Origin of the sequence: Pantoea sp. R102 (genome assembly GCF_004916815.1) — a bacterium.
Taxonomy (GTDB): Bacteria; Pseudomonadota; Gammaproteobacteria; order Enterobacterales; family Enterobacteriaceae; genus Pantoea; species Pantoea dispersa.
In genome coordinates this window covers 1-21,750 of sequence record NZ_SDFT01000093.1, presented here as the reverse complement: position 1 = coordinate 21,750, position 21,750 = coordinate 1, and the positions used below count along the sequence as shown (strand labels likewise).

Annotated in this window: 19 protein-coding genes and 1 pseudogene; 9 read left to right on the top strand and 11 right to left on the bottom strand. The window is 60.0% G+C overall.

Annotated features, from left to right (window positions below):
* Both ERD80_RS10995 and ERD80_RS10990 read right to left on the bottom strand, forming a co-directional pair.
* Positions 1 to 513: pseudogene (locus ERD80_RS10995) on the bottom strand (phosphate ABC transporter, permease protein PstA); the annotation flags it as partial.
* Positions 510 to 2,603: an ABC transporter permease subunit gene (locus ERD80_RS10990; protein ID WP_136546908.1), complete on the bottom strand. Its 2,094-nt coding sequence runs from the start codon at positions 2,601 to 2,603 to the stop codon at positions 510 to 512. The gene ERD80_RS10990 and the pseudogene ERD80_RS10995, both read right to left, overlap by 4 nt.
* A 183-nt stretch (positions 2,604 to 2,786) precedes the next feature.
* Here ERD80_RS10990 and ppk1 point away from each other — a divergent pair, with 183 nt between their 5' ends.
* From ppk1 to ERD80_RS10960, 6 genes are all read left to right on the top strand, one after another.
* Positions 2,787 to 4,847, top strand: coding sequence for a polyphosphate kinase 1 (gene ppk1 / locus ERD80_RS10985; protein WP_021506583.1), 2,061 nt, complete (start codon positions 2,787 to 2,789; stop codon positions 4,845 to 4,847).
* 5 nt (positions 4,848 to 4,852) lie between these two features.
* Positions 4,853 to 6,376, top strand: coding sequence for an exopolyphosphatase (gene ppx, locus ERD80_RS10980; RefSeq protein ID WP_136546906.1), 1,524 nt, complete (start codon positions 4,853 to 4,855; stop codon positions 6,374 to 6,376).
* Positions 6,377 to 6,403: 27 nt separating this feature from the next.
* Positions 6,404 to 7,003 (top strand): tellurite resistance methyltransferase TehB, encoded by a 600-nt coding sequence (gene tehB, locus ERD80_RS10975; RefSeq protein ID WP_021506581.1) that lies wholly within the window; start codon positions 6,404 to 6,406, stop codon positions 7,001 to 7,003.
* Positions 7,004 to 7,424: 421 nt separating this feature from the next.
* Positions 7,425 to 7,610: a YfgG family protein gene (locus tag ERD80_RS10970; RefSeq protein WP_022548292.1), complete on the top strand. Its 186-nt coding sequence runs from the start codon at positions 7,425 to 7,427 to the stop codon at positions 7,608 to 7,610.
* Positions 7,611 to 7,734: 124 nt separating this feature from the next.
* Positions 7,735 to 9,171, top strand: a complete 1,437-nt coding sequence (gene mgtE / locus ERD80_RS10965; RefSeq protein ID WP_021506579.1) for a magnesium transporter — start codon at positions 7,735 to 7,737, stop codon at positions 9,169 to 9,171.
* A 47-nt stretch (positions 9,172 to 9,218) separates the two neighbouring features.
* Complete coding sequence (locus ERD80_RS10960) at positions 9,219 to 9,398, top strand: hypothetical protein (RefSeq protein WP_010617609.1); 180 nt, start codon at positions 9,219 to 9,221, stop codon at positions 9,396 to 9,398.
* 54 nt (positions 9,399 to 9,452) lie between these two features.
* Here ERD80_RS10960 and ERD80_RS10955 read toward each other — a convergent pair whose 3' ends face one another.
* The 4 genes from ERD80_RS10955 to ERD80_RS10940 all read right to left on the bottom strand — a co-directional run bounded on the left by ERD80_RS10955 (position 9,453) and on the right by ERD80_RS10940 (position 13,685).
* Positions 9,453 to 10,229: a DUF3750 domain-containing protein gene (locus ERD80_RS10955; RefSeq protein WP_021506578.1), complete on the bottom strand. Its 777-nt coding sequence runs from the start codon at positions 10,227 to 10,229 to the stop codon at positions 9,453 to 9,455.
* Between the two features lie 123 nt (positions 10,230 to 10,352).
* Positions 10,353 to 11,117, bottom strand: a complete 765-nt coding sequence (locus ERD80_RS10950; protein ID WP_136546904.1) for an SDR family NAD(P)-dependent oxidoreductase — start codon at positions 11,115 to 11,117, stop codon at positions 10,353 to 10,355.
* A 10-nt stretch (positions 11,118 to 11,127) separates the two neighbouring features.
* A complete protein-coding gene (locus tag ERD80_RS22865) occupies positions 11,128 to 12,315 on the bottom strand; it encodes an arabinose transporter (protein WP_248295852.1) in 1,188 nt (395 codons plus the stop codon).
* Between the two features lie 53 nt (positions 12,316 to 12,368).
* Entirely contained in the window at positions 12,369 to 13,685 is a 1,317-nt protein-coding gene (locus ERD80_RS10940; RefSeq protein WP_136546900.1) for an amidohydrolase family protein, read from the bottom strand.
* 140 nt (positions 13,686 to 13,825) lie between these two features.
* Between ERD80_RS10940 and ERD80_RS10935 the strand changes: the two genes are divergently transcribed.
* Positions 13,826 to 14,734, top strand: coding sequence for a LysR family transcriptional regulator (locus ERD80_RS10935; RefSeq protein WP_136546898.1), 909 nt, complete (start codon positions 13,826 to 13,828; stop codon positions 14,732 to 14,734).
* A 6-nt stretch (positions 14,735 to 14,740) separates the two neighbouring features.
* Here the strand turns inward: ERD80_RS10935 and ERD80_RS10930 are convergent, their stop codons facing one another.
* From ERD80_RS10930 to ERD80_RS10920, 3 genes are all read right to left on the bottom strand, one after another.
* Positions 14,741 to 15,109 (bottom strand): hypothetical protein, encoded by a 369-nt coding sequence (locus ERD80_RS10930; protein WP_136546896.1) that lies wholly within the window; start codon positions 15,107 to 15,109, stop codon positions 14,741 to 14,743.
* Positions 15,110 to 15,234: 125 nt separating this feature from the next.
* Complete coding sequence (locus ERD80_RS10925) at positions 15,235 to 16,155, bottom strand: NADP-dependent oxidoreductase (protein WP_136546894.1); 921 nt, start codon at positions 16,153 to 16,155, stop codon at positions 15,235 to 15,237.
* A 20-nt stretch (positions 16,156 to 16,175) separates the two neighbouring features.
* A complete protein-coding gene (locus ERD80_RS10920) occupies positions 16,176 to 16,625 on the bottom strand; it encodes an ester cyclase (protein ID WP_136546892.1) in 450 nt (149 codons plus the stop codon).
* 95 nt (positions 16,626 to 16,720) lie between these two features.
* On the opposite strand from ERD80_RS10920, the gene ERD80_RS10915 reads away from it, so the two are divergent.
* Entirely contained in the window at positions 16,721 to 17,632 is a 912-nt protein-coding gene (locus ERD80_RS10915) for a LysR family transcriptional regulator (RefSeq protein ID WP_136546891.1), read from the top strand.
* A 113-nt stretch (positions 17,633 to 17,745) separates the two neighbouring features.
* Here ERD80_RS10915 and guaA read toward each other — a convergent pair whose 3' ends face one another.
* Positions 17,746 to 19,326: a glutamine-hydrolyzing GMP synthase gene (guaA, locus tag ERD80_RS10910; protein WP_021506569.1), complete on the bottom strand. Its 1,581-nt coding sequence runs from the start codon at positions 19,324 to 19,326 to the stop codon at positions 17,746 to 17,748.
* Positions 19,327 to 19,398: 72 nt separating this feature from the next.
* Entirely contained in the window at positions 19,399 to 20,865 is a 1,467-nt protein-coding gene (gene guaB / locus ERD80_RS10905) for an IMP dehydrogenase (protein ID WP_021506568.1), read from the bottom strand.
* Positions 20,866 to 21,033: 168 nt separating this feature from the next.
* On the opposite strand from guaB, the gene xseA reads away from it, so the two are divergent.
* A partial coding sequence (xseA, locus tag ERD80_RS10900; RefSeq protein ID WP_136546889.1) for an exodeoxyribonuclease VII large subunit occupies positions 21,034 to 21,750 on the top strand: 717 nt, incomplete at its 3' end.

Below are 21,750 nucleotides of genomic sequence, written 5' to 3'. Positions count from 1 at the left end.
CTCCAGCTGCGCGTTAAGGCGCGCCATTTCAATACGCCGGATGTTGCTCGCCTGGCGCAGCTGCTCATGCACCTGCTTCAGCCGCTGCTGCAGCAGTGCATCGCGGTCGCGCGCGGTCAGCACCTCGTTGTCTTCACGCAGCTCCACCAGCCAGCCGTAGGCATTGCCGCCACTGCGTCGCTGTAGCACCAGCACTTCTGCCGGGCGTCGGGTTTGCGCTTCGCCCTGACTGACGATGACGCGGAAATCCGGCGCGGCAAAATCGCGGTTGCCGGTTTTCACTACGTAGCGCCAGCGATCGCCCTGCTGCTGGCGATCCAGCGTTTCACCCAGCACCATCAGCGGTGCCCCCTGCGGCGGCTGGAACTGATACTGATCGACCGGCTGCGGCCAGAACGCCCTGACGCCCTGCCAGCCCAGCAGGCCGATTAATAAGGTAAATGCCAGCAGGCAGACGGCGACCGCACCGGCAGTCAGCCAGCGCCAGCGATCGTTTTGACGCAGCGCGCTCATGCCTGCCCCTCATGCTGACTGTAGCGCTGGCGCAGCCGCTGACGAATCAGTTCCGCCACGGTGTTGATCGCCAGCGTGAATATCAGCAGCAGCAACGCACTGAGAAACAGGATGCGATAATGGGCGCTGCCCGCCGCGGCTTCCGGCATTTCAATAGCGATATTGGCCGACAGCGCGCGCAGCCCGGCAAACAGTCCGCCTTCGCTCACCGGCGTGTTGCCGGTGGCCATCAGTACGATCATGGTTTCGCCCACCGCACGGCCAAAGCCGATCATCAATGCAGCAAAAATACCTGCCGACGCGCCCGGCAGCACCACGCGCGTCAGGGTTTGCCACGGTGTCGCGCCCAGCGCCAGCGAGCCCTGCCCCAGTGCCACCGGCACGCTAAACAACGCATCTTCCGCCAGGGTAAAGATCAGCGGCACCAGCGCGAAGCCCATCGCCAGCGCCGCCACCAGCAGGTTACGCTGTTCATAGTGCGCCAGCTGTTCGCCCATCTGTGGCCACCACAGTGTCGGCAGCCACAGCGTCAGTAACGTCACCAGTAACAGCAGCGGCATCAGCAGCAGCACTTCAAAACCGGGCCGCCGCCAGCGCGCCGGCAAACGCGGACTGAGCACGCCGCACACCAGCAGCGTGGCGGCCAGCACCAGCGGCAGCAGCATCACGCCAGGCAGCGCGCGGCTGATGTGCGGCGCCAGCCACACGCCAGCGATCAGGCCAATCACCACGCTCGGCAGCGCGCCCATCATTTCAATGCCCGGCTTGACCCAGCGGCGCAGGCCCGGCGACATAAACCATGCGGTATACATTGCCGCCGCCAGCGCCAGCGGCGTGGCAAACAGCAGCGCCAGCGACGCTGCTTTCAGCGTGCCGATCACCAGCGGCATCAGGCTGAATTTGGCCTGATAGCTGTCGCCGGCGGCGGTGGACTGCCATACCCAGTCCGGCTGCGGATAGTTTTCATACCAGATTTTCTGCCACAGATTGCGCCAGCTGAAATCGGGCCACGGATTATCCAGCGCGAATTGCTGCCACTGTCCGGCACGTTCGACGATCAGGCTATCGCCGCGCGGAGACAACGCCAGTGCGCTGATGCCCGCGGCCAGCTGGCGCGTGACAATCGGGCCCGCCTGCTTGCTGGCGAACAGGCGCACCACGCCCTGCGCGTCAAAGCTGGCAAAAACGCGCCGCTGCGCCTCAGGCACGATGCCGAGCACACCCGCGCTGTGCGTGAAGGTGTGAATCTGCTGCAGCCGTGGCCCGTGGTCACCGGTGATGGCAAACCATTGCTGAATGCCACGCGCATCCTGAATCAGTAAGCTGCGCCCGCCCGCCAGCAGTTGCAGGCTGCGCGGTTGCTGAGTCAGCGTCTGGGTTTCCCGCAGCTGCGCGCCCTGCGACGTAATCTGCCACACCCGCAATAGCCGTCCGGTACTGGTGTACAGCAGCGTGCCGTCCGGCGACAACCGCATCAGGTCGGCCTGCTCACCGGGCAATACAATCTGGTCGACGCGTTTCTGGCCGGCAAAGGTCAGCAGGCTGATACCGGCCGGCGTTTGCGCGGCGATGCGCCACTGGTGATCGCCCGGCACTGCCAGCGCCATCTGGCTGACCGCGCCCTGCGGCAGATGCAGCGGCCGATCGCCCAGCGGGAAATACCATTCACCGTGCTGGCCGTGGATGAGCGGTTGCATCAGCAACAGATCGCCCTGCATATTGAGCAATACGCTGTTGCCGTCGCTGCTGGTCACTGCCGCCTGCGGCTGGCCGTTCAGCGCCAGCGCGTCGCCTGCTGGCTGGCCGTCGAGCGGAATAAAGCGCGCTTCGTTGCGGCTGATGCGCCAGCCGAGCTGGCCTTCACTGCCCAGCGCCAGCGCCGGGGCTTTGTCCCACAGCTGCTGACTGAGCGTCGGCTGCATGCCCGGCGCGCTGAACAGCGGCATCACCACCCAGATCAGCCAGAAGAACAGCAGCAGCATCAGCAGTAAAATTCCCACACCGCAGGCCGTGACGATGCGGCGCACGAACTGATCGATGGCGCGTCGACGACGGTCACTAAAGTGGACAGGAATACGATTTATGCTCATGCAGGCCAGAGTTACCCTTGAAGTTATGCCGCTATGTTGCCCGTAGCTGATTGATAAGACAACTGTTGAGGTTGGACAAGGCTGCCATACTCTCGCCATAATGGTGGAGGACACTGAGCGGAACCGCAATTTTGCGTTTATTCCGCCGGACATTCCGTCCAGCAACAGCATCACGGAGTCAGAATGGGTCAGGAAAAGCTGTATATAGAAAAAGAACTAAGCTGGTTAACCTTCAACGAACGCGTGCTGCAGGAAGCCGCTGATAAAAGCAATCCGCTCATTGAGCGCATGCGTTTTCTCGGCATCTATTCCAACAACCTGGAAGAGTTTTACAAAGTGCGCTTTGCCGATCTCAAGCGCCGCATTCTGATTGGCGAAGAACAGGGGACGCCCACCACCCTGCGCCATTTGCTGAAAAAGATTCAGTTGCGGGTACAGAAATCGGATCAGGAGTTCGATGCGCTGTATAACGATCTGCTGCTGGAGATGGCGCGCAACCAGATTTTCCTGATCAACGAGCGCCAGCTGTCACCCAATCAGCAGGAGTGGCTGCGCTACTACTTCAAGCATCAGCTGCGCCAGCACGTCACGCCCATTCTGATCAACCACGACACCGACCTGATTGAGTTCCTGAAAGACGACTACACCTATCTGGCGGTGGAGATTATCCGCGGCGAAGAAATCCGTTACGCCCTGCTGGAGATCCCGTCCGATAAAGTGCCGCGCTTTGTGAATCTGCCGGCAGAATCGCCGCGCCGTCGCAAGCCCATGATTCTGCTGGATAACATTCTGCGCTACTGCCTTGATGAGATTTTTAAAGGCTTCTTTGATTACGACGCGCTGAACGCCTACTCAATGAAAATGACGCGCGACGCCGAGTACGACCTGGTCACGGAGATGGAATCCAGCCTGCTGGAGCTGATGTCCTCCAGCCTGAAACAGCGCCTGACCGCTGAGCCGGTGCGCTTTGTCTATCAGCGCGATATGCCCGATGCGATGGTGGAAATGCTGCGCCATAAGCTGTCGATCTCCAGCTACGACTCGATTGTGCCGGGCGGCCGTTATCATAACTTCAAAGATTTCATCGGCTTCCCGAACGTGGGCAAAGCCAACCTGGAAAATCGCCCGCTGCCGCAGATTCGTCATATCGGTTTTGATGGCTTCCGCAACGGCTTTGATGCCATCCGCAACCGCGATGTGCTGCTTTACTATCCGTACCACACCTTTGAGCACGTGCTGGAGCTGCTGCGTCAGGCGTCATTCGACCCGAACGTGCTGGCCATCAAGATCAACATTTACCGCGTGGCCAAGAATTCGCGCATTATGGATGCGATGATCCACGCCGCCTACAACGGTAAAAAGGTCACGGTGGTGGTCGAGCTACAGGCGCGCTTTGATGAAGAAGCCAACATTCGCTGGGCGAAGCGGCTGACCGAAGCGGGCGTGCATGTGATCTTCTCAGCGCCCGGCCTGAAGATTCACGCCAAGCTGTTCCTGATCTCCCGCCGCGAGGGTGAGGAAGTGGTGCGTTACGCCCACATCGGTACCGGCAACTTCAACGAAAAAACCGCGCGTATTTACACTGACTATTCGCTGCTGACCGCCGACGCGCGCATCACCAACGAAGTCCGGCGCGTATTTAACTTTATCGAAAACCCGTATCGCCCGGTAACGTTCGAACACCTGATGGTGTCGCCGCAAAACTCGCGCGCCATGCTGTATCAGCTGATTGATAACGAGATTGCCAACGCGCAGCAGGGCAACCCTTCCGGCATTACGCTGAAAATCAACAACCTGGTGGACAATGGTCTGGTGGATCGGCTGTATGCCGCCTCATCGGCTGGCGTGAAGATCAACCTGCTGGTGCGCGGCATGTGCTCGCTGATCCCCGATTTGCCGGGCATCAGTGAAAATATTCGCATCACCAGTATCGTTGACCGCTACCTTGAGCACGACCGCGTCTATATTTTTGAAAGCGGCGGCGATAAAAAAGTATTCCTGTCGTCGGCGGACTGGATGACGCGCAACATCGATTATCGTATCGAAGTGGCGGTGTCGGTGCTCGATCCGCGCCTGAAACAGCGCATACTGGATATCATTGCCATTCTGTTAAGTGATACGGTAAAAGCCCGCATCGTAGACAAAGAATTGAGTAACCGTTATGTTCCGCGCGGCAATCGCAAGAAGGTGCGCTCGCAGCTGGCGATTTACGATTACATCAAGAAACTGGAACAACCCGAATAACGCCTATGCCAATCTCCCATAAAAGTACGCCGAAACCGCAGGAATTCGCCGCCATCGATCTCGGCTCGAACAGCTTCCACATGGTGATTGCCCGTGTGGTGGATGGCGCCATGCAGGTGCTGGGACGCCTGAAACAGCGCGTGCACCTCGCCGACGGGCTGGATGCGCAAAATCGCCTGAGCGAAGAGGCGATGGAGCGCGGGCTGAGCTGCCTGGCGCTGTTTGCCGAGCGCCTGCAGGGGTTCAGCGCCGCCAACGTCACCATCGTCGGTACGCACACGCTGCGCATCGCCTCCAACGCGGAAGAGTTTCTGCAGCGCGCTGCGGAGGTCATCCCTTATCCGATCGAGGTGATTTCCGGCAATGAAGAGGCGCGCCTGATCTTTATGGGCGTTGAGCACACGCAGCCGGAGAAAGGCCGCAAGCTGGTGATTGATATCGGCGGCGGTTCGACCGAGCTGGTGATCGGCGAAGATTTTGAGCCGCAGCTGGTGGAGAGTCGCCGCATGGGCTGCGTCAGCTTCGCCAACCTCTACTTCCCGAAAGGCGAGATTAGCCAGGACAATTTCCGTCGCGCCCGGCTGGCCGCCGCGCAAAAGCTGGAAACGCTGGCGTGGCAGTACCGTCTGCAGGGCTGGCAGTATGCGCTGGGCGCGTCCGGCAGTATCAAAGCGGCCTGTGAAGTGCTGCTGGCGATGGGCGAGAAAGAGAAGCGCGTGACGCCGGAAAACCTCGACATGCTGGTGAGCGAAGTGCTGAAGCACAAATCCTTTGCTGCCCTGAGCCTGCCGGGGCTGTCGGATGAGCGCAAGGCAGTGTTTGTGCCGGGGCTGGCGATTCTGTGTGGCGTGTTTGACGCGCTGGCCATTCGCGAGCTGCGACTGTCGGATGGCGCGCTGCGTGAAGGCGTGCTGTATGAGATGGAGGGCCGCTTCCGTCATCAGGATATCCGCAGCCGTACCGCGCAGAGCCTGGCAAATCATTACGCCATCGACAGCGACCAGGCACGCCGCGTGCTGGAAACCACCGAACAGCTGTACAGCCAGTGGCTGGAGCAGAACCCGAAGCTGGCTAATCCCCAGCTGACGGCGCTGATGAAGTGGGCAGCGCTGCTGCACGAAGTCGGGCTGACCATCAACCACAGCGGTATGCAGCGCCATTCGGCCTACATCCTGCAGAACTCCAATATGCCGGGCTTTAATCAGGATCAACAGATGCTGCTGGCCACGCTGGTACGCTTCCACCGTAAAGCGGTGAAGCAGGATGAGATGCCACGTTTCACCTTGTTTAAAAAGAAACAGTTCCTGCCGATGATCTTCCTGCTGCGGCTCGGCACCCTGCTGAACAATCAGCGTCAGGCCACCACGCGCCCCGACACGCTGAAGCTGAGCACCGACGATGGTCACTGGACGCTGACCTTCCCGGCCGGTTTCCTCAGCCAGAACACGCTGGTTCAGCTGGATCTGGAGCGGGAGCAGGCTTACTGGAATGACGTCACCGGCTGGAAACTGATGCTGGAAGAGGAGTAACGCGGGCTTCAGGCCCGCAATAGCACTATGACAACACGCCCCGATAACTATTTTGCGGAGAAATACGGCCTGACGCCGCCCCACTCCGAAGTGCTGGCCGCGCTGCCAAAACTGGCAGTGGGTAACGCGCTGGACCTCGGCTGCGGCCAGGGCCGCAACAGCCTGCTGCTTAATCAGCACGGTTTTACTGTTACCGCCTGGGACAACAATCCGCAGAGTCTGGAACGCCTTAACAGCATCATCGCGGAAGAGCAGCTGCAGCAGATACATACCGAACAGTGCGACCTGAATCAGGTGCGTTTCAACGGTGATTACCAGTTTGTGTTTTCTACCGTGGTGATGATGTTCCTGCAGCCGGCGACCATTCCGCAGCTGATCGCCGATATGCAGGCCAGCACGCGCAAGTACGGTTACAACCTGATTGTGGCGGCGATGAGCACCGACGATTATCCCAACACGCAAAACTTTCCGTTTACCTTTAAATCGGGCGAGCTGAGCCATTATTACCGTAACTGGCACATCGTGAAGTACAACGAAGAGGTCGGTGAACTGCATCGCCGCGATGAACACGGTCAGCGCATTAAGTATCGCTTCGCTACCCTGCTGGCGCAGAAAGCCAGCTACTGATGTCTGGCAACAAGATGGTCCGGTCGCCATCAATGGCGACCCTACAACGGATTAGTGCGGTTGGTGAAAGTATGCGGCTTTCGGTCGCCATCAATGGCGTGATGCCGTTCGGTGACGAAAACGCAAGCCGCACCCTATCGTAGCGGCGCGATTCATCGCGCAATAAATTGCGCCGCGACGAAAAGTGCCTCGTTTTTGAACCAATTCAAAGGATAACTGGCATGAGTCACATCATGCGGGTTTTGGTCGTCATCAATGGCGCCCCTGCAGAGTCGATGACGCACGCTTCGCCCGGCGGCTGATATCGATCAAAGCAACCTTAACCTTTTCTGCTCATTTTTCACGCAGCGGTTGACCTCCCGGTCGGGTTGTGACTAAATGTTGCCACCGCCCAGCCGGGCTTTGACAGGAACCACCCCGCGTGAATAGCGCCATCTCTGCACGAAGACGTCCCAAAACCGGTACCATGACCCGCATTGTTTTGCTGATCAGTTTCTTTATTTTGGTTGGCCGTCTGATTTTCATTATTCCCGGTGCCATCGAGCATCATCAGCAAAAGAAAGCCGCACCTGAACCGGTCACACTGAGCACCAGCGAGACGCGCTAAGGAATTTGCGGGTCATCGTCGCTCTGCCATCACATTGTCCGCCGCGGCAATGCTGCTTGTTACGCCCACTTTACCCGCAACGCGCTACACTTTGACCTGACTTTACAGACACAAAGGACGCGTTATGTCTGCTTCGCACGCACAACAACTATCAGAAACCCGCCAGCGAATTCTGCACCTTCTGCTCAGCGAGCACGATTTAGTCGATGTGCTGCTGGATAAATCCGTCGACCTCAATGCCGCCGAACTGCGCAAAATCACCGGCTGGCGTCAGCAGCTGGAGCATGAACTGCCGCAGCTGCACGCCGCCGACCTCGCGGACATTCTCGAAGCGCTGCCGGAAGAGGAGCGTCTGGCACTGTGGCGGCTGGTGCCCTACGAGCAGCGCGGTCGCGTGCTGGTGGAGGCCTCCGAAACCGTATGGGCCAGCCTGACGGAAGAGATGACCGACCGCGAAATCCTGCGTGCCATCGAGCCGCTGGATATTGACGATCAGGTCTATCTGGCGCGTTATCTGCCACGCGATCTCACCGGCCGCCTGCTCACCACACTCGACCCCAGCCTGCGCGCCCGGCTGCTGGACGTGATTGAGCTGGATCGCGATCGCGTCGGCCAGGTGATGGACTTCAATATCCTGACCGTGCGCTCAGACGTGACGCTGGCGACGGTGCAACGCTTTCTGCGCAAGCGCAAAAGCATGCCGGACGGCACCGATAAAATCTTTATCACCGACGAACACAATCAGTTACTGGGTGAACTGGCGCTGACCGATATCCTGCTCAACAAACCTAAAACGCTGGTGGCTGAGGTGATGAACGCGCGTCCCACCACTTTCCAGCTGGATGACAAAGCGGAAGAGGCCGCCAGCGCCTTTGAACGCTATAACCTGATCTCTGCTGCGGTGACCGATGCCAAAGGCAAGCTGATTGGCCGTATCACCGTGGAAGATGTCATTGACCTGGTGAACGAAGAGAACGAAAGCAACATCCGTAAGATGGGCGGCATCAGCCAGGGCGAGGACGTGTTTGCACCGGTGCGCAAAGCGGTAAGAAAGCGCTGGACCTGGCTGGCCGTTAACCTGTGTACGGCGTTTATCGCCTCGCGCGTCATTGGTCTGTTTGAGGACACCATTTCGCAGCTGGTGGCGCTGGCCACGCTGATGCCGATTGTCGCCGGCATTGGCGGTAACACCGGCAATCAGACCATCACCATGATCGTGCGCGCGCTGGCGCTGCATCAGGTTGAACCCGGCAACTTTTCGTTTCTGATTGCGCGCGAACTGGGCGTGGCGCTGCTTAACGGCCTGTTCTGGGGCGGCATCATGGGCGGCGTGACCTGGCTGATGTACGACAACCTGCAACTGGGCGGCGTGATGATGCTGGCGATGGTGCTGAATCTGCTGCTGGCGGCGCTGATGGGCGTGCTGATTCCGCTGATTATGACCAAACTCAAACGCGACCCGGCTGTCGGCTCCAGCGTGCTGATCACTGCCATCACCGATACCGGCGGCTTCTTTATCTTCCTCGGTCTGGCCACGCTGTTTCTGCTGCACGGCCACTAAAGCGCAGCTACAATCAGCGTTGATCCCTAATCAGCTGGAGAGCAGTGATGTTTAACGTGGATGATTTTGTGCAGGCGAAAACCGGTGGTCCAAAAATGCAGGTGCTGCGCGTTGCGGGCGATACGCTGTGGTGCGCACGCGTTGACGATCCGATCAAAAAAGAGATCGAGGTGAAGGCCGACAGCGTCAATCTCTATCATGAAGACGGGGATTTCGGCGTCTGTTAACGGCTGCGAGCCCGCGCCGCCCGCGAACCGATGCTGTCGCGGCGCGGCGCTGTTTCAGGGCTTATCCTTCTGTAAATTATCCTGCCCCACCCCGCCGATAAACGGCAGCCGCAGACGCAGCGGGGTGAAATCCAGCCCCAGATTCAGTCCCAGCAGATTCACCTCCACGCCCTCTTCCGCACCCAGCGTGACGCCCAGCACGCCGAGCAGCGACAGCTGCACGCCGCGCCCGGATGGCGGCAGGCCAAGCGGATGCAGCAGCGAACGGAAATCCTTACCGATGGCATTGGCGGGCAAATCGAGCTTCAGCGCCGGCACTTCACGGCCAATGTGAGCGAGGAAGGTGTTGCTGTTGGGGCCCGGCCACGCATGATAGGTGTTGGGCCACGGATAGGATTGAATCGCCGCTTCAATCTGCGGGATCATCGCCTGCGCAGCCGCACCGCGATGTGACACCAGCAAACGCGGACGCGCACCGTACCAGTAGCCGTCCGGCAGATTGCTGTTGCGCCGCACTTTATCGCCGCTGCCCCAGCTGATCACCTCATAGCGGTTGTAGCGGGTTTCTCCGGCGCGCTTAAAGATAATCCACGGATGTACGGCCACCGCACCTTTCCAGCCGTAGGTCGGCGCAGCATACACCTGCACAATCGCCTCACTGGCGAAGCGCTGCGGATCCGGTGCCAGCCCGGCCGAATCACGGCGCGCCGTCGCCCAGCCACCGCGTTCGGTGGTGAACTCACCGCTGCGCGTCGCCTGCGCCAGGCTGGCCGCCAGCGACAGTAACACCACACAGAGAAAAGAGAGTAAAACAGCTTTAACAGGCAACATGCATGGACATCCCGGTGGTGAAAAAACGCTCCCGCCATGATGCGCCGAAACGGCAACGTCTGTATTCACCAACTATGCGGTGGACAAAAAATGCGTTGCGGTGCCCGGTCAGCTGATTTTTCCTTAGTCAGGCAGGGCGATACCGCTGATATCGGCGCATATTGCCAGCAACTGCTGCTGCAGCCGTGGATTGCGCGCCTGCGGATTAGCCGCCAGCGCCTGACGGTGATAAAAATACTCTCCGCTGACCCGCGCCTCATCGGCGGTGGCTAACCACACCTGGGTACGATGCGCCTGATCAAGATCGTCGGGTGCCCCGGCACCGCCCATTTTGGTCGGCACCCAGCCAGGCTCCAGCGCGTTGCTGTATACCTGCGGCCAGCGCCGGGCGATGGCAAACGCCAGTATGGCATCATGCAGTTTACTCTCAGCATAAGCCTGCGAAGCGTGCCAGCGCCGCCGCTGCCACAAAATATCATCCAGGTTAGCTTCGGCATGATGATGCATGCCGGAGCTGAGGTAAATCAGCCGCTGCGGCCGTTCAATCAGCGCCGTAAGAATATAGGGTGCCAGCGTGTTGATGGCGAACAGATGCGGCAGGCCATCTGCGGTTAACTGATAAGGCTCGCGATAGCCAACCGCCACGTTGTGGATCACCGCATCAAATCTGCCGAGCGCATTAACCTGCTGCGCCACACTGCGGGCGCCGGCGATGGTTATCACGTCGCCGCTGACCACGGCTTCAGCCTGCGGTAGCGCCTCCTGCGCGGCGCGGGCACGCGTGGCGTTGCGTCCGTGCAGCACCACCTGATGGCCCTGCTCAACCAGCAGTTCAGCCGCCATCAGTCCGAGGCCGGTGGATGAACCGGAAATAAAAATACGTGACATGGAAAACTCCTTAAGCGTGAAGTGAAGCGGCGCGCGATGTCAGCGCCAGCAGCGCCCCGAGCAGTGCACAGGCCGCACCAAACAGATAGACGGCGGCATAGCTGAAGTGGCTGGCGATGGCACCGGCAATCGGTCCGGAAATACCATAAGCGATGTCGAGAAAAGCAACGAAGGCGCCCATGGCGCTGCCGCGACTGGCCGGCGGCACGCGTTTCAGCGCTTCCACGCCGAGGGCGGGAAAGATCAGCGCACAGCCAAGACCGGTAATCAGCGCGCCGGTGAGCGCCAGCGTTTCGTCAGGCGCAAACCACAGCAGCATCTGCCCCAGCGCCTCCACCAGCAGTGAATAAGCCGCCACGCGGTAGCCACCAATGCGATCCGGCAGATGTCCCAGCACCAGGCGCACGACGATAAAACCAACGCCAAACGCGGTCATCACCCAGCCGGCCAGCTGCCAGTGACGCGCGGCGAAGTAGAGCGAGGCGAAGGCCGTCAGGCCGGCCAGTCCGACGCCTTGCAGCATCAGGCCACAGCCTTCCCGCCAGATGCGGCCAATCACCCGATAGAACGGCAAACGTGTTCCCCCGACCACGCGATAACCGCTGGCAGCCGTGGCGATGAGCGCCGCCAGCAGCGGAGCCGCGATGCAGGCCAGCATTGCCGCCGCTAAGCCGACGTGCTGATACAGCATCATACCGGCAGGGGCACCGAGCGACAGCGCGGCAAACATGGCGATACCGGTCCAGGACATCGACAGACCGGCACGCTGTGGCCCGACCGAGGCGATTGACCAGGCCACGCAGCCGGTGACGAACTGGCTTTCGCCCATGCCCGCCGCCAGCCGTCCGGCAATCACCAGCGCCAGACTGACCGCCGGTGAAAAGCCCGGCAGCGCGGCCAGCCAGTAGAGCACGCCAGCCAGCGCACACACCGCCGCGCCCTGCAGCGCCGAGCGCTTACCGCCAACGCGATCGGTCAGTTGACCGGCGTAACCGCGCGTCAGCACGGTGGCAACAAACTGTATCCCGATCACCAGCCCGACCCACAGGTTGCTGAAACCGAGATGCTGATGGATAAACAGCGGGATTACCGGCAGCGGCAAGCCGACCGCCAGATAACCACAAAACAGCGCGGCAATCACGCCGGTCGCCGGTCGCGACAAATGCGCAGCTTCAGCCTGCGCGCTTAATGCAGACATAACAGCCTCCATAAATGAACAGACAGCGCGGCAGGCCGCCGCGCTGTGGAAAATCAGGCAAACAAAGGATGGTGATAGCCGCTGGCATTCAGCAGATAGTCGCGCGAGGCGGTGATTTCCGCGTTCAGCTGTGCCACATCGACGTTGAGCAACTGACCATGACGTTTACGCAGTTCACCCGCCACCATCACGGTATCAACATCGGCACGTTGCACTGCCTGCACCACCGTTGCCGTCACGCTGGTCAGCGGGAAAACGCCGATACCATCGGTGCGCAGCATAATGACGTCGGCCTGTTTACCTGGCGTGAGCGTGCCCGTTTGCTGCTCCAGCCCGGCCGCACGCGCGCCGTTAATCGTTGCCGACTGCAGTACGGCTTCCACGCTAATCGGTGCCGGTACGTCGCTTTCGCCCCGGAAGCGGCGATAGCGCATCGCTGAGCGCTGCTGGTTAAACAGCGCCTGCATTTCACCGAACAGATCGCTGCCGAAGGCAGTATCGAGATCGATACCGAGCGCCGGCGTCATTCCGCGATCGACCGCCTGCTGCCAGGCAAAGCTGTCGTCGTCGAAACCAAACAGCGCATCCGAACGCGGATTCACGGTAATGTTGACGCCCGCGTCCGCCAGCTGCTGCCAGGTGTGCGCCGGTACGCGCGTACAGTGGTTGAAAATGTTGTGCGGACCCAGCAAGCCGGGTTCGGCAAACTCCGCCGGCAGCTGCGCCAGGTCACCAATAAACTCGGTGAGAATGCGCATATCCAGCTCGCGCGCCACGCGCCACCACGCCAGGTTGAGCTGGCCAAACAGGCCAACCTGCACACGGCTGCCGGCGTGATTCCAGCGGCTGGCGAGACGGGCCAGATCGCCCGGCAGATGATCGCTGGAAGCCTGCTTATCCATTGCTGCGCCAACCATATGCAGCGCACGAATCCCGCTCTCCTGCAGCGCGTCGAGCGCCGCATCGGTATGCGCCGGACTGCGTGAACTGTGACAGGCATCAATCACCGTGGTGATGCCGGCATCCAGGCATGCCAGCGCCGTCAGCCGGGTGCTGAGATACATATCCAGCGGACGGTAATGCGCGCCGAGCGTTTCTGCCACCACATCGATATAGGCAAACAGGTCGTCAACGTTGGGCATCAGGCGGCGCATCGCACCGAGCCACATATGGTGATGCGCATCTACCAGGCCAGGCATCACGATATGGCCGCGGGCATCAATCACCTGCGCATCATCGGCGGAAAGGTTTTCCCCCACGGCGGCAATACGCTCGTCCTCAATCAGCACATCGCCACAGACGAGGTCGGGCACGCTGGCGTCCAGCGTCAGGATAGTGCCGCCTTTAAAAAGGGTGCGCCGTACAGTCATAACATTCTCCTCAAAAGGGATCAGGAATCCGGCGGTCAGTGCCGGTCGCGTTTCGGAGCACACAATAAGTTGCAGCGCATTTTTGATAAAGGTAGGCTCAGGCAAATGATCTTTGCTAAAAATCAAAGATGGAGAACAGGATGAGTTTTGATGGCCGACTATTATCCGGCATGAGCGTGCTGGCAGCCGTGGTTGAAGCCGGCAGCTTCAGCCGCGCCGGCGAAGTGCTGGGGTTGTCCGCCTCGGGCGTCAGCCGGGCGATTTCACGACTGGAACAGCGTCTCGGCGTGCGCCTGCTGGATCGCACCACCCGCACCCTGCATCTCACCAGCGAAGGTGCCAGCCTGTATGAGCGGGCGGCGCCGCATCTGGAAGGGATTGAAGAAGCAGCAAACTACGTTTCCGGCGCCGCCGTGACGGTGCGCGGTACGCTGCGCGTGAGCCTCAATCCGCTGTTTTCCCGCTATGTGCTGGCGGCAAAGCTGCCGCTGCTGCGTGCCCGTTATCCGCATCTGGAACTGACGATTTTGCAGCAGCCCGATGTGGGCGATTTGGTAGCAGAAGGTATTGATGTTGCGGTGCGTTTCGGGCCGCAGCCGCCGTCCACTATGACCTCACGCCTGCTGTTACAAACGCGCGTCCTGACGGTGGCCGCCCCGGACTATCTGGCGCGCTGTGGCCGCCCGACGCAGCCGCAGCAGCTGACTGAGCACAATTGTCTGCAATACATCGATCCGCGCAGCAATAAGCCCTTTAGCTGGGAGTTTCATCGTGGCACGCAGCGGCTGACGGTCGCCACCCACGGCCATCTGACCACCACCGATCCGGATTTAATGGTACAGGCGTGCGTCGGCGGTGCCGGCGTAGCCCAGGTGCTGGCGCTGAGCGTGCAACATCTGATCGCCAGCGGTGAACTGGTCGAACTTTTCCCCGACTGGCCTGACGAAACCTATCCGCTGTTTATCACCCGGCCTTCGCGCCGTCTGGCCCCGGCGGCGGTGGAGGCATTTCTCGGGTTTTGCCTGGAGATTTGTGCGGAACAGAGCTGACGCAAATTACCGATTATCCTCAGCGCGTGTTTGCCGGTAATAGCCCACCAGCTGAACGATGAAGGTGAGCGTCGCGAGTAACAACAGTATCCCACCCAGGGGAATCGTGCCGAGCAGAAACCAGCCCATGACGCCTAACTCATATAACAACTGGCCGCGATCTTCTCCCAGGATGTAACAGGGATGCACGTTGCCTTCGTCCAGCTGGCAGCCCGCCAGACTGGCGACATATCCCGCGCCCATCGCGCAGATCAGCGGCAGAAACGCGAGAAAAGCCGTACCGCACAGCATCACAAGATAGAGAATGATGATGGAAGTCAGCGAGCGTTTGCCAGGTGGTGCGCGCTTGCCCGCGGCTCTGAAATTAAACAGCACGTTTCCTCCTGAAGCCTCTGCCGTTAACGCCAGATTATTAACACATCCTTATCCCCTGCGACAGACCGGTAAACAAACGCCCGCGGGGTAGCGGGCGCGTTTTTACTGCGACATGACGCCAGGCGTTAAGGGTTGGCGCGGATAATCACTTTGCCGCGCGCATGGCCGGTCGCCACCTTCTCCAGCGCGGAGCGTGCATCATCCAGCGAAAAGATAGCGTCGGTGATGACCTGTAACTGCCCGGCCTGGAACAGGCTGCTCGCCCGGGCAAGATACGGCGTCGCGCTGGCGAAGAAGACAAACTCGCCGTGCTGGCCGCCGACGGGCGTGATGCCAAACTCCACCAGCGTGGCAATGCGCCCGCCGGCGCGCAGCACGGACCAGGAGCGGCTCAGCGTTTCGCCGCCGACGCTGTCTATCACCAGGTCGATATCGCGCGTTGTTGCGAAGTCCTGCGTGCGGTAGTCAATCACTTCATCGGCACCCAGACTGGTCACCAGCGCGTGGTTTTTCGCCGATGCCGTGGCGATGAAATAAGCGCCCGCCTGATGCGCCAGCTGGACGGCCATGCTGCCGACGCCACCCGCTGCGGCGTGAATCAGCACGCGCTCGCCGCGCTGCAGCTGACCCACATCGAACAATGCCTGCTGCGCGGAGCCAAACGCGGTAGGCAGCGCCGCGGCCTGTTCGGCGCTCATCGCTGCCGGGACAAGGCATACGTCATCGGCGGCGATCACCAGGCTTTGGGCAAAAGCCCCGCCTGCGCCAGGTGGCGTGCGCCCGAATACGCGATCGCCCGGTATTAAATGGCTAACGCGCTCGCCAGCTGCTGTAATCACGCCGCAGAAATCCATGCCCGGCACGTAAGGCAGGTCCACCGGGAAAACCTGCTGCATATGCCCTGAGATGATTTTCACATCCAGCGGATTAACGCTCGCCGCTTCAACCTGCACCGTCACCTCATCCGGACTGGCGGCGCGAAGTTGACGTTCGCCAATCGTCAGCACATCGGCGGTGCCAAACGTATCAATCAATGCTGCTTTCATTATCAACTCTCCGGTCTGATTCAGGCTTGTGGCGGAAACTGGCCAAGCTGGAGGAACAGGCCAAACCAATCCTCCATGTGCCAGGTGGTGATCAGACGGCCGTCCTCCAGCGCATGGAACTCATGCAGACGGAAGCTCACTTTCTTGCCGGTCGGCGCGATACCGAAAATTTCGCCGAGATGGGTGCCGCTGATTTCCGCCCGCGCCGCGATGCGGCCCGGTTCCTGAATCATGTCATGCACCACGATCTGCACGTCCGGAAAAGCCTGCGCCAGCATGCGAATGATCGGCTTGATGCCTTCCGGCCCGGGCGCCTGTCCCGGTGCCAGCGGAATGTCTTCCCATGACGGTGCCAGCACGCTATCGACCAGATCGGGGTTGTTGTCGCTGAAGGCCTGATAGAGCGTCTCTACCGCCTGTCGTTCAATTTTCAGACGTTGTACGTATTCTGATTCTGCTGCTGGATTCATCGTTATTCACTTTCAGGTGAGGGTTGGTTGTGGAATTTTGCGCAGCGCCCTACAATTCGTCCAACAAATATTCAATATGAGTGATTATTTGCCGTATGGATTTTCATGGCATCGATCTCAATCTGTTAGTGGCTTTTGACGCGCTGATGAACGAACGCAACGTCACGCGGGCGGCAACCCAGGTGGGCGTCAGCCAGCCGGCAATGAGTGCCGCTTTGTCGCGATTACGCACCCTGTTCGGTGACCCGCTGTTCATGCGCAGCGCGGAGGGTTTACTGCCAACCGCGCGTGCGCGCGATCTGTCCGGCCCCATCGCCGGGGCGTTGCGCCAGCTCGAAGCGACGCTGGTGGCAAAGCCCGTATTTGCAGCGGAAAAAGCGCAAATAAACTTCAAACTGGGCGTGTCGGAGTATCCGGCTTTCGTGTTGCTGCCTTCGTTAATGCAGGCGCTACAGGACGCCGCCCCCGGCGTGTCATTGAATGTGCAGGCGTTTACCAACCGCGATCACGCGGTCGATTTGTTAGATGCCGGCGCGATTGATGTCGCCATCGGCGTCATGCCTACGCACAGCGATAGCCGCATCATCTCCCGGCCGGTATTGCGCGACGAATTCGTCACCATCGTCGCCAGCAACCATCCGGCGGCCAGACGCGGCATGGACATGGAAAGCTACCTGGCGCTGCCGCATATTCTGGTCTCGCCGGAAGGTGAACTGTACGGCCTGGTTGATCAGGTGCTGGCGCAGCAGGGTAAAAAGCGCCGGCTGGGGCTGACGGTCCAGCAGATGTTTACGGTGCCGTCTATCGTGGCGCAAACCCACATGACGGCGACCGTGATGAAGCGCGTGGCGCTGCATGCGCAGGCCAGTCGCCAGCTGGTGCTGTTCCCTCCACCGCTGTCGTTGCCCGAAATGGTGTTCAACCTGATCTGGCACCGGCGCAGCGACGCGCATCTCGCCCAGCAGTGGTTCAGGGAATTTATTGAACAACAGGCGGCGCGGCTGTAGGCGCTGTATCTGAATTCTGCGCGGATCGGGCGATGCGAAAGATGGCAGGATAAAAAAGCCCGCAGTTACGCGGGCTTTGAAGCTTCAGGTGCTGGCGGTTGCCAGTGCGGGCGTTATTCCCACTCAATCGTCGCAGGCGGTTTACCTGAAATGTCATAAACCACGCGTGAGATGCCGTTCACTTCGTTGATGATGCGATTAGAGACGCGGCCGAGGAAGTCGTACGGCAGGTGCGCCCAGTGGGCCGTCATGAAGTCGATGGTTTCGACAGCACGCAGGGAAACCACCCAGTCGTATTTACGGCCATCGCCCATCACGCCGACGGAGCGCACCGGCAGGAACACGGTAAAGGCCTGGCTGACTTTGTTGTACAGATCGGCTTTGCGCAGCTCTTCGATAAAGATGGCATCGGCACGGCGCAGCAGGTCGCAGTACTCTTTCTTCACTTCACCCAGTACGCGCACGCCCAGACCCGGGCCCGGGAAGGGATGGCGGTACAGCATGTCGTAAGGCAGGCCGAGTTCCAGACCGATTTTACGCACTTCATCTTTGAACAGCTCTTTCAGCGGCTCAACCAGGCCCATCTTCATCTCTTTCGGCAGACCGCCCACGTTGTGGTGCGATTTGATTACGTGCGCTTTACCGGTAGCTGAAGCCGCCGACTCAATCACGTCCGGATAGATGGTGCCCTGCGCCAGCCATTTCACGTCGGTCAGCTTCAGTGCTTCTTCGTCAAACACTTCTACGAATACGCGGCCGATGATCTTACGTTTGGCTTCCGGATCGTTCTCGCCCGCCAGCGCGTCGAGGAAGCGCCCTTCTGCCGCAACGTGCACGATGTTCAGACCAAAGTGGTCCCCGAACATGTCCATCACCTGCTCAGCTTCATTCAGACGCAGCAGTCCGTTATCGACGAACACACAGGTCAGGCGCTCGCCAATCGCGCGGTGCAGCAGCATCGCGGTCACGGATGAGTCCACGCCGCCGGACAGGCCGAGAATCACACGGTCTTCACCTACCTGCTCACGGATGCGCTCTACCGCATCTTCGATGATTTTTGCTGGCGTCCACAGCGCTTCACAGCCGCAGATGTCGCGCACAAAACGCTCCAGCATGCGCAGGCCCTGACGGGTGTGCGTCACTTCCGGGTGGAACTGCACGCCGTAGAAACGCTTCTCTTCGTTAGCCATGATGGCAAACGGGCAGCTTTCGGTGCTGGCAACCGTCACGAAGTCTGCCGGGATCGCCGTGACTTTGTCACCGTGGCTCATCCACACGTCGAGCAGCGGTTTGCCCGCCGCGCTGATGGCATCTTCGATATCACGCACCAGCGCGCTCGGGGTTGTCACTTCAACCTGTGCATAACCAAATTCACGCTCGTTCGAGCCTTCAACCTTACCGCCCAGCTGCATCGCCATGGTCTGCATGCCGTAGCACACGCCCAGCACCGGCACACCAGCGTTGAACACATATTCCGGCGCGCGCGGGCTGTTGTGCTCGGTGGTGCTTTCCGGACCACCGGACAGGATGATGCCGTTCGGGTTGAACTGGCGGATTTGCTCTTCGGTGACATCCCACGCCCAGAGTTCGCAGTAGACGCCCAGCTCACGCACGCGGCGCGCGACCAGCTGCGTATACTGAGAACCAAAATCGAGGATCAAAATACGATGTTTATGAATATTTTCAGTCGTCATTGAGGCGTTTCCATTGGGATGGACTTAATAATAAAAGCGCCCGGCTGGAGCCGGGCGGGAAATCTTACGGGATTATGAACCCATGCGGTAGTTCGGTGACTCTTTGGTGATGGTCACATCGTGCACGTGGCTTTCGTTGATGCCGGCGCCGCTGATGCGCACGAACTCGGCTTTGGTGCGCAGATCGTCGATGGTCGGGCAACCGGTCAGGCCCATGCAGGAGCGCAGGCCGCCCATCTGCTGGTGCACGATCTCTTTCAGGCGGCCTTTATAGGCAACGCGCCCTTCGATGCCTTCCGGCACCAGTTTGTCGGCGGCGTTATCGCTCTGGAAGTAGCGGTCAGACGAGCCTTTGGACATCGCGCCCAGTGAACCCATCCCGCGGTAGGATTTGAACGCACGGCCCTGGTAGAGCTCGATTTCGCCCGGAGATTCTTCGGTACCGGCCAGCATGGAGCCAACCATTACCGCCGACGCACCCGCGGCGATGGCTTTGGCGATGTCGCCAGAGAAACGGATACCGCCGTCAGCGATGACCGGAATACCGGTACCTTCCAGCGCTTCAACCGCGTCGGATACTGCCGTGATCTGCGGTACGCCAACGCCGGTAACGATACGGGTAGTACAGATGGAGCCCGGGCCAATGCCCACTTTCACCGCGCTCACGCCCGCGTTAGCCAGCGCCAGTGCGCCTGCACCGGTCGCCACGTTGCCGCCGATGATTTCGAGGTCCGGATATTTTGCGCGGGTTTCACGGATACGCTGCAGCACGCCTTCGGAGTGGCCGTGCGAGGAGTCGATCAGCAGTACGTCAACGCCCGCAGCGACCAGCGCATCAACGCGCTCTTCGTTGCCGGCACCGGCACCCACTGCGGCACCGACGCGCAGACGACCCTGCGCATCTTTACAGGCGTTAGGTTTACGCTCGGCTTTCTGGAAATCTTTAACGGTAATCATGCCCAGCAGGTGGAAGCTGTCGTCAACAACCAGCGCTTTCTCGACGCGTTTTTCGTGCATTTTCTGCAGCACGACTTCACGCGCTTCACCCTCTTTCACCGTCACCAGGCGCTCTTTCGGCGTCATGACCGCGGTCACCGGCAGCGTCATATCGGTCACGAAGCGCACGTCACGACCGGTAATGATGCCCACCAGCTCGTTGTCGGCGTTAACCACCGGGTAACCGGCGAAGCCGTTACGTTCGGTCAGCTCTTTCACCTCGGCCAGCGTGGTGGTTGGCAGCACGGTCTGTGGCTCCGTTACGACGCCGCTTTCGTGTTTTTTCACCTTGCGAACTTCATCCGCCTGGCGCTCAATCGACATGTTTTTGTGGATAAAGCCCAGACCGCCTTCCTGCGCCAGCGCAATCGCCAGACCGGCTTCGGTCACGGTGTCCATCGCTGCAGACAGCATAGGAATGTTGAGACGGATGTTTTTGGTCAGCTGGGTGCTGAGATCGGCCGTGTTAGGTAAAACAGTGGAGTGAGCGGGAACGAGCAGGACGTCGTCAAATGTGAGGGCTTCTTTCGCGATTCTTAACATTGCAATATCTCCACCTGGGGCGTTTAAAACAGATAAAATATTGCCGCGGCATTATACAGGCCGAAATCGGTTGCCTCCAGTGTTTTTTCGGAAAAAGTCTTGATCCTCCGGGGCAGGCATGTAGTATCGGTTAATTAACCCTCTGATTTGAAATTTGATCCTCATCACATGTCGCTACCGCCAACCGCCAATATTTTTACTGTCAGCCGCCTGAACACCACGGTGCGCCAACTGCTGGAAAATGAGATGGGCCTAGTGTGGCTCAGCGCTGAAATTTCCAATTTCACTCAGCCCGCTTCCGGTCACTGGTACTTCACTCTGAAGGACGATGGCGCGCAGGTGCGCTGTGCCATGTTCCGCAACAGCAATCGACGCGTCAGCTTTCGCCCGCAGCACGGTCAGCAGGTGCTGGTGCGCGCCAGCATCACGCTGTATGAGCCGCGCGGCGACTATCAGCTGATTATCGAAAGCATGCATCCGGCCGGTGAAGGGCTGCTGCAGCAACAGTTTGAGCAGCTGAAAGCCCGGCTGGCGGCGGAGGGGCTGTTCGACCAGCAGTTTAAACAGCCGCTGCCGGAGCCGGCGCGCCAGGTGGGTGTGATCACCTCCGCCACCGGCGCGGCATTGCACGATGTGCTGCGCGTGCTGCATCGCCGCGATCCCTCGCTGCCGGTGGTGATCTATCCGACCGCAGTGCAAGGCGTTGATGCGCCCGCCACCATCGTGCGCGCCATCGAGCTGGCCAACCAGCGTGACGAGTGCGACGTGCTGATCGTCGGGCGCGGCGGCGGTTCACTGGAAGATCTGTGGAGTTTTAACGACGAGCGCGTGGCGCGGGCCATCTTTGCCAGCCGCCTGCCGATCGTCAGCGCCGTTGGGCATGAA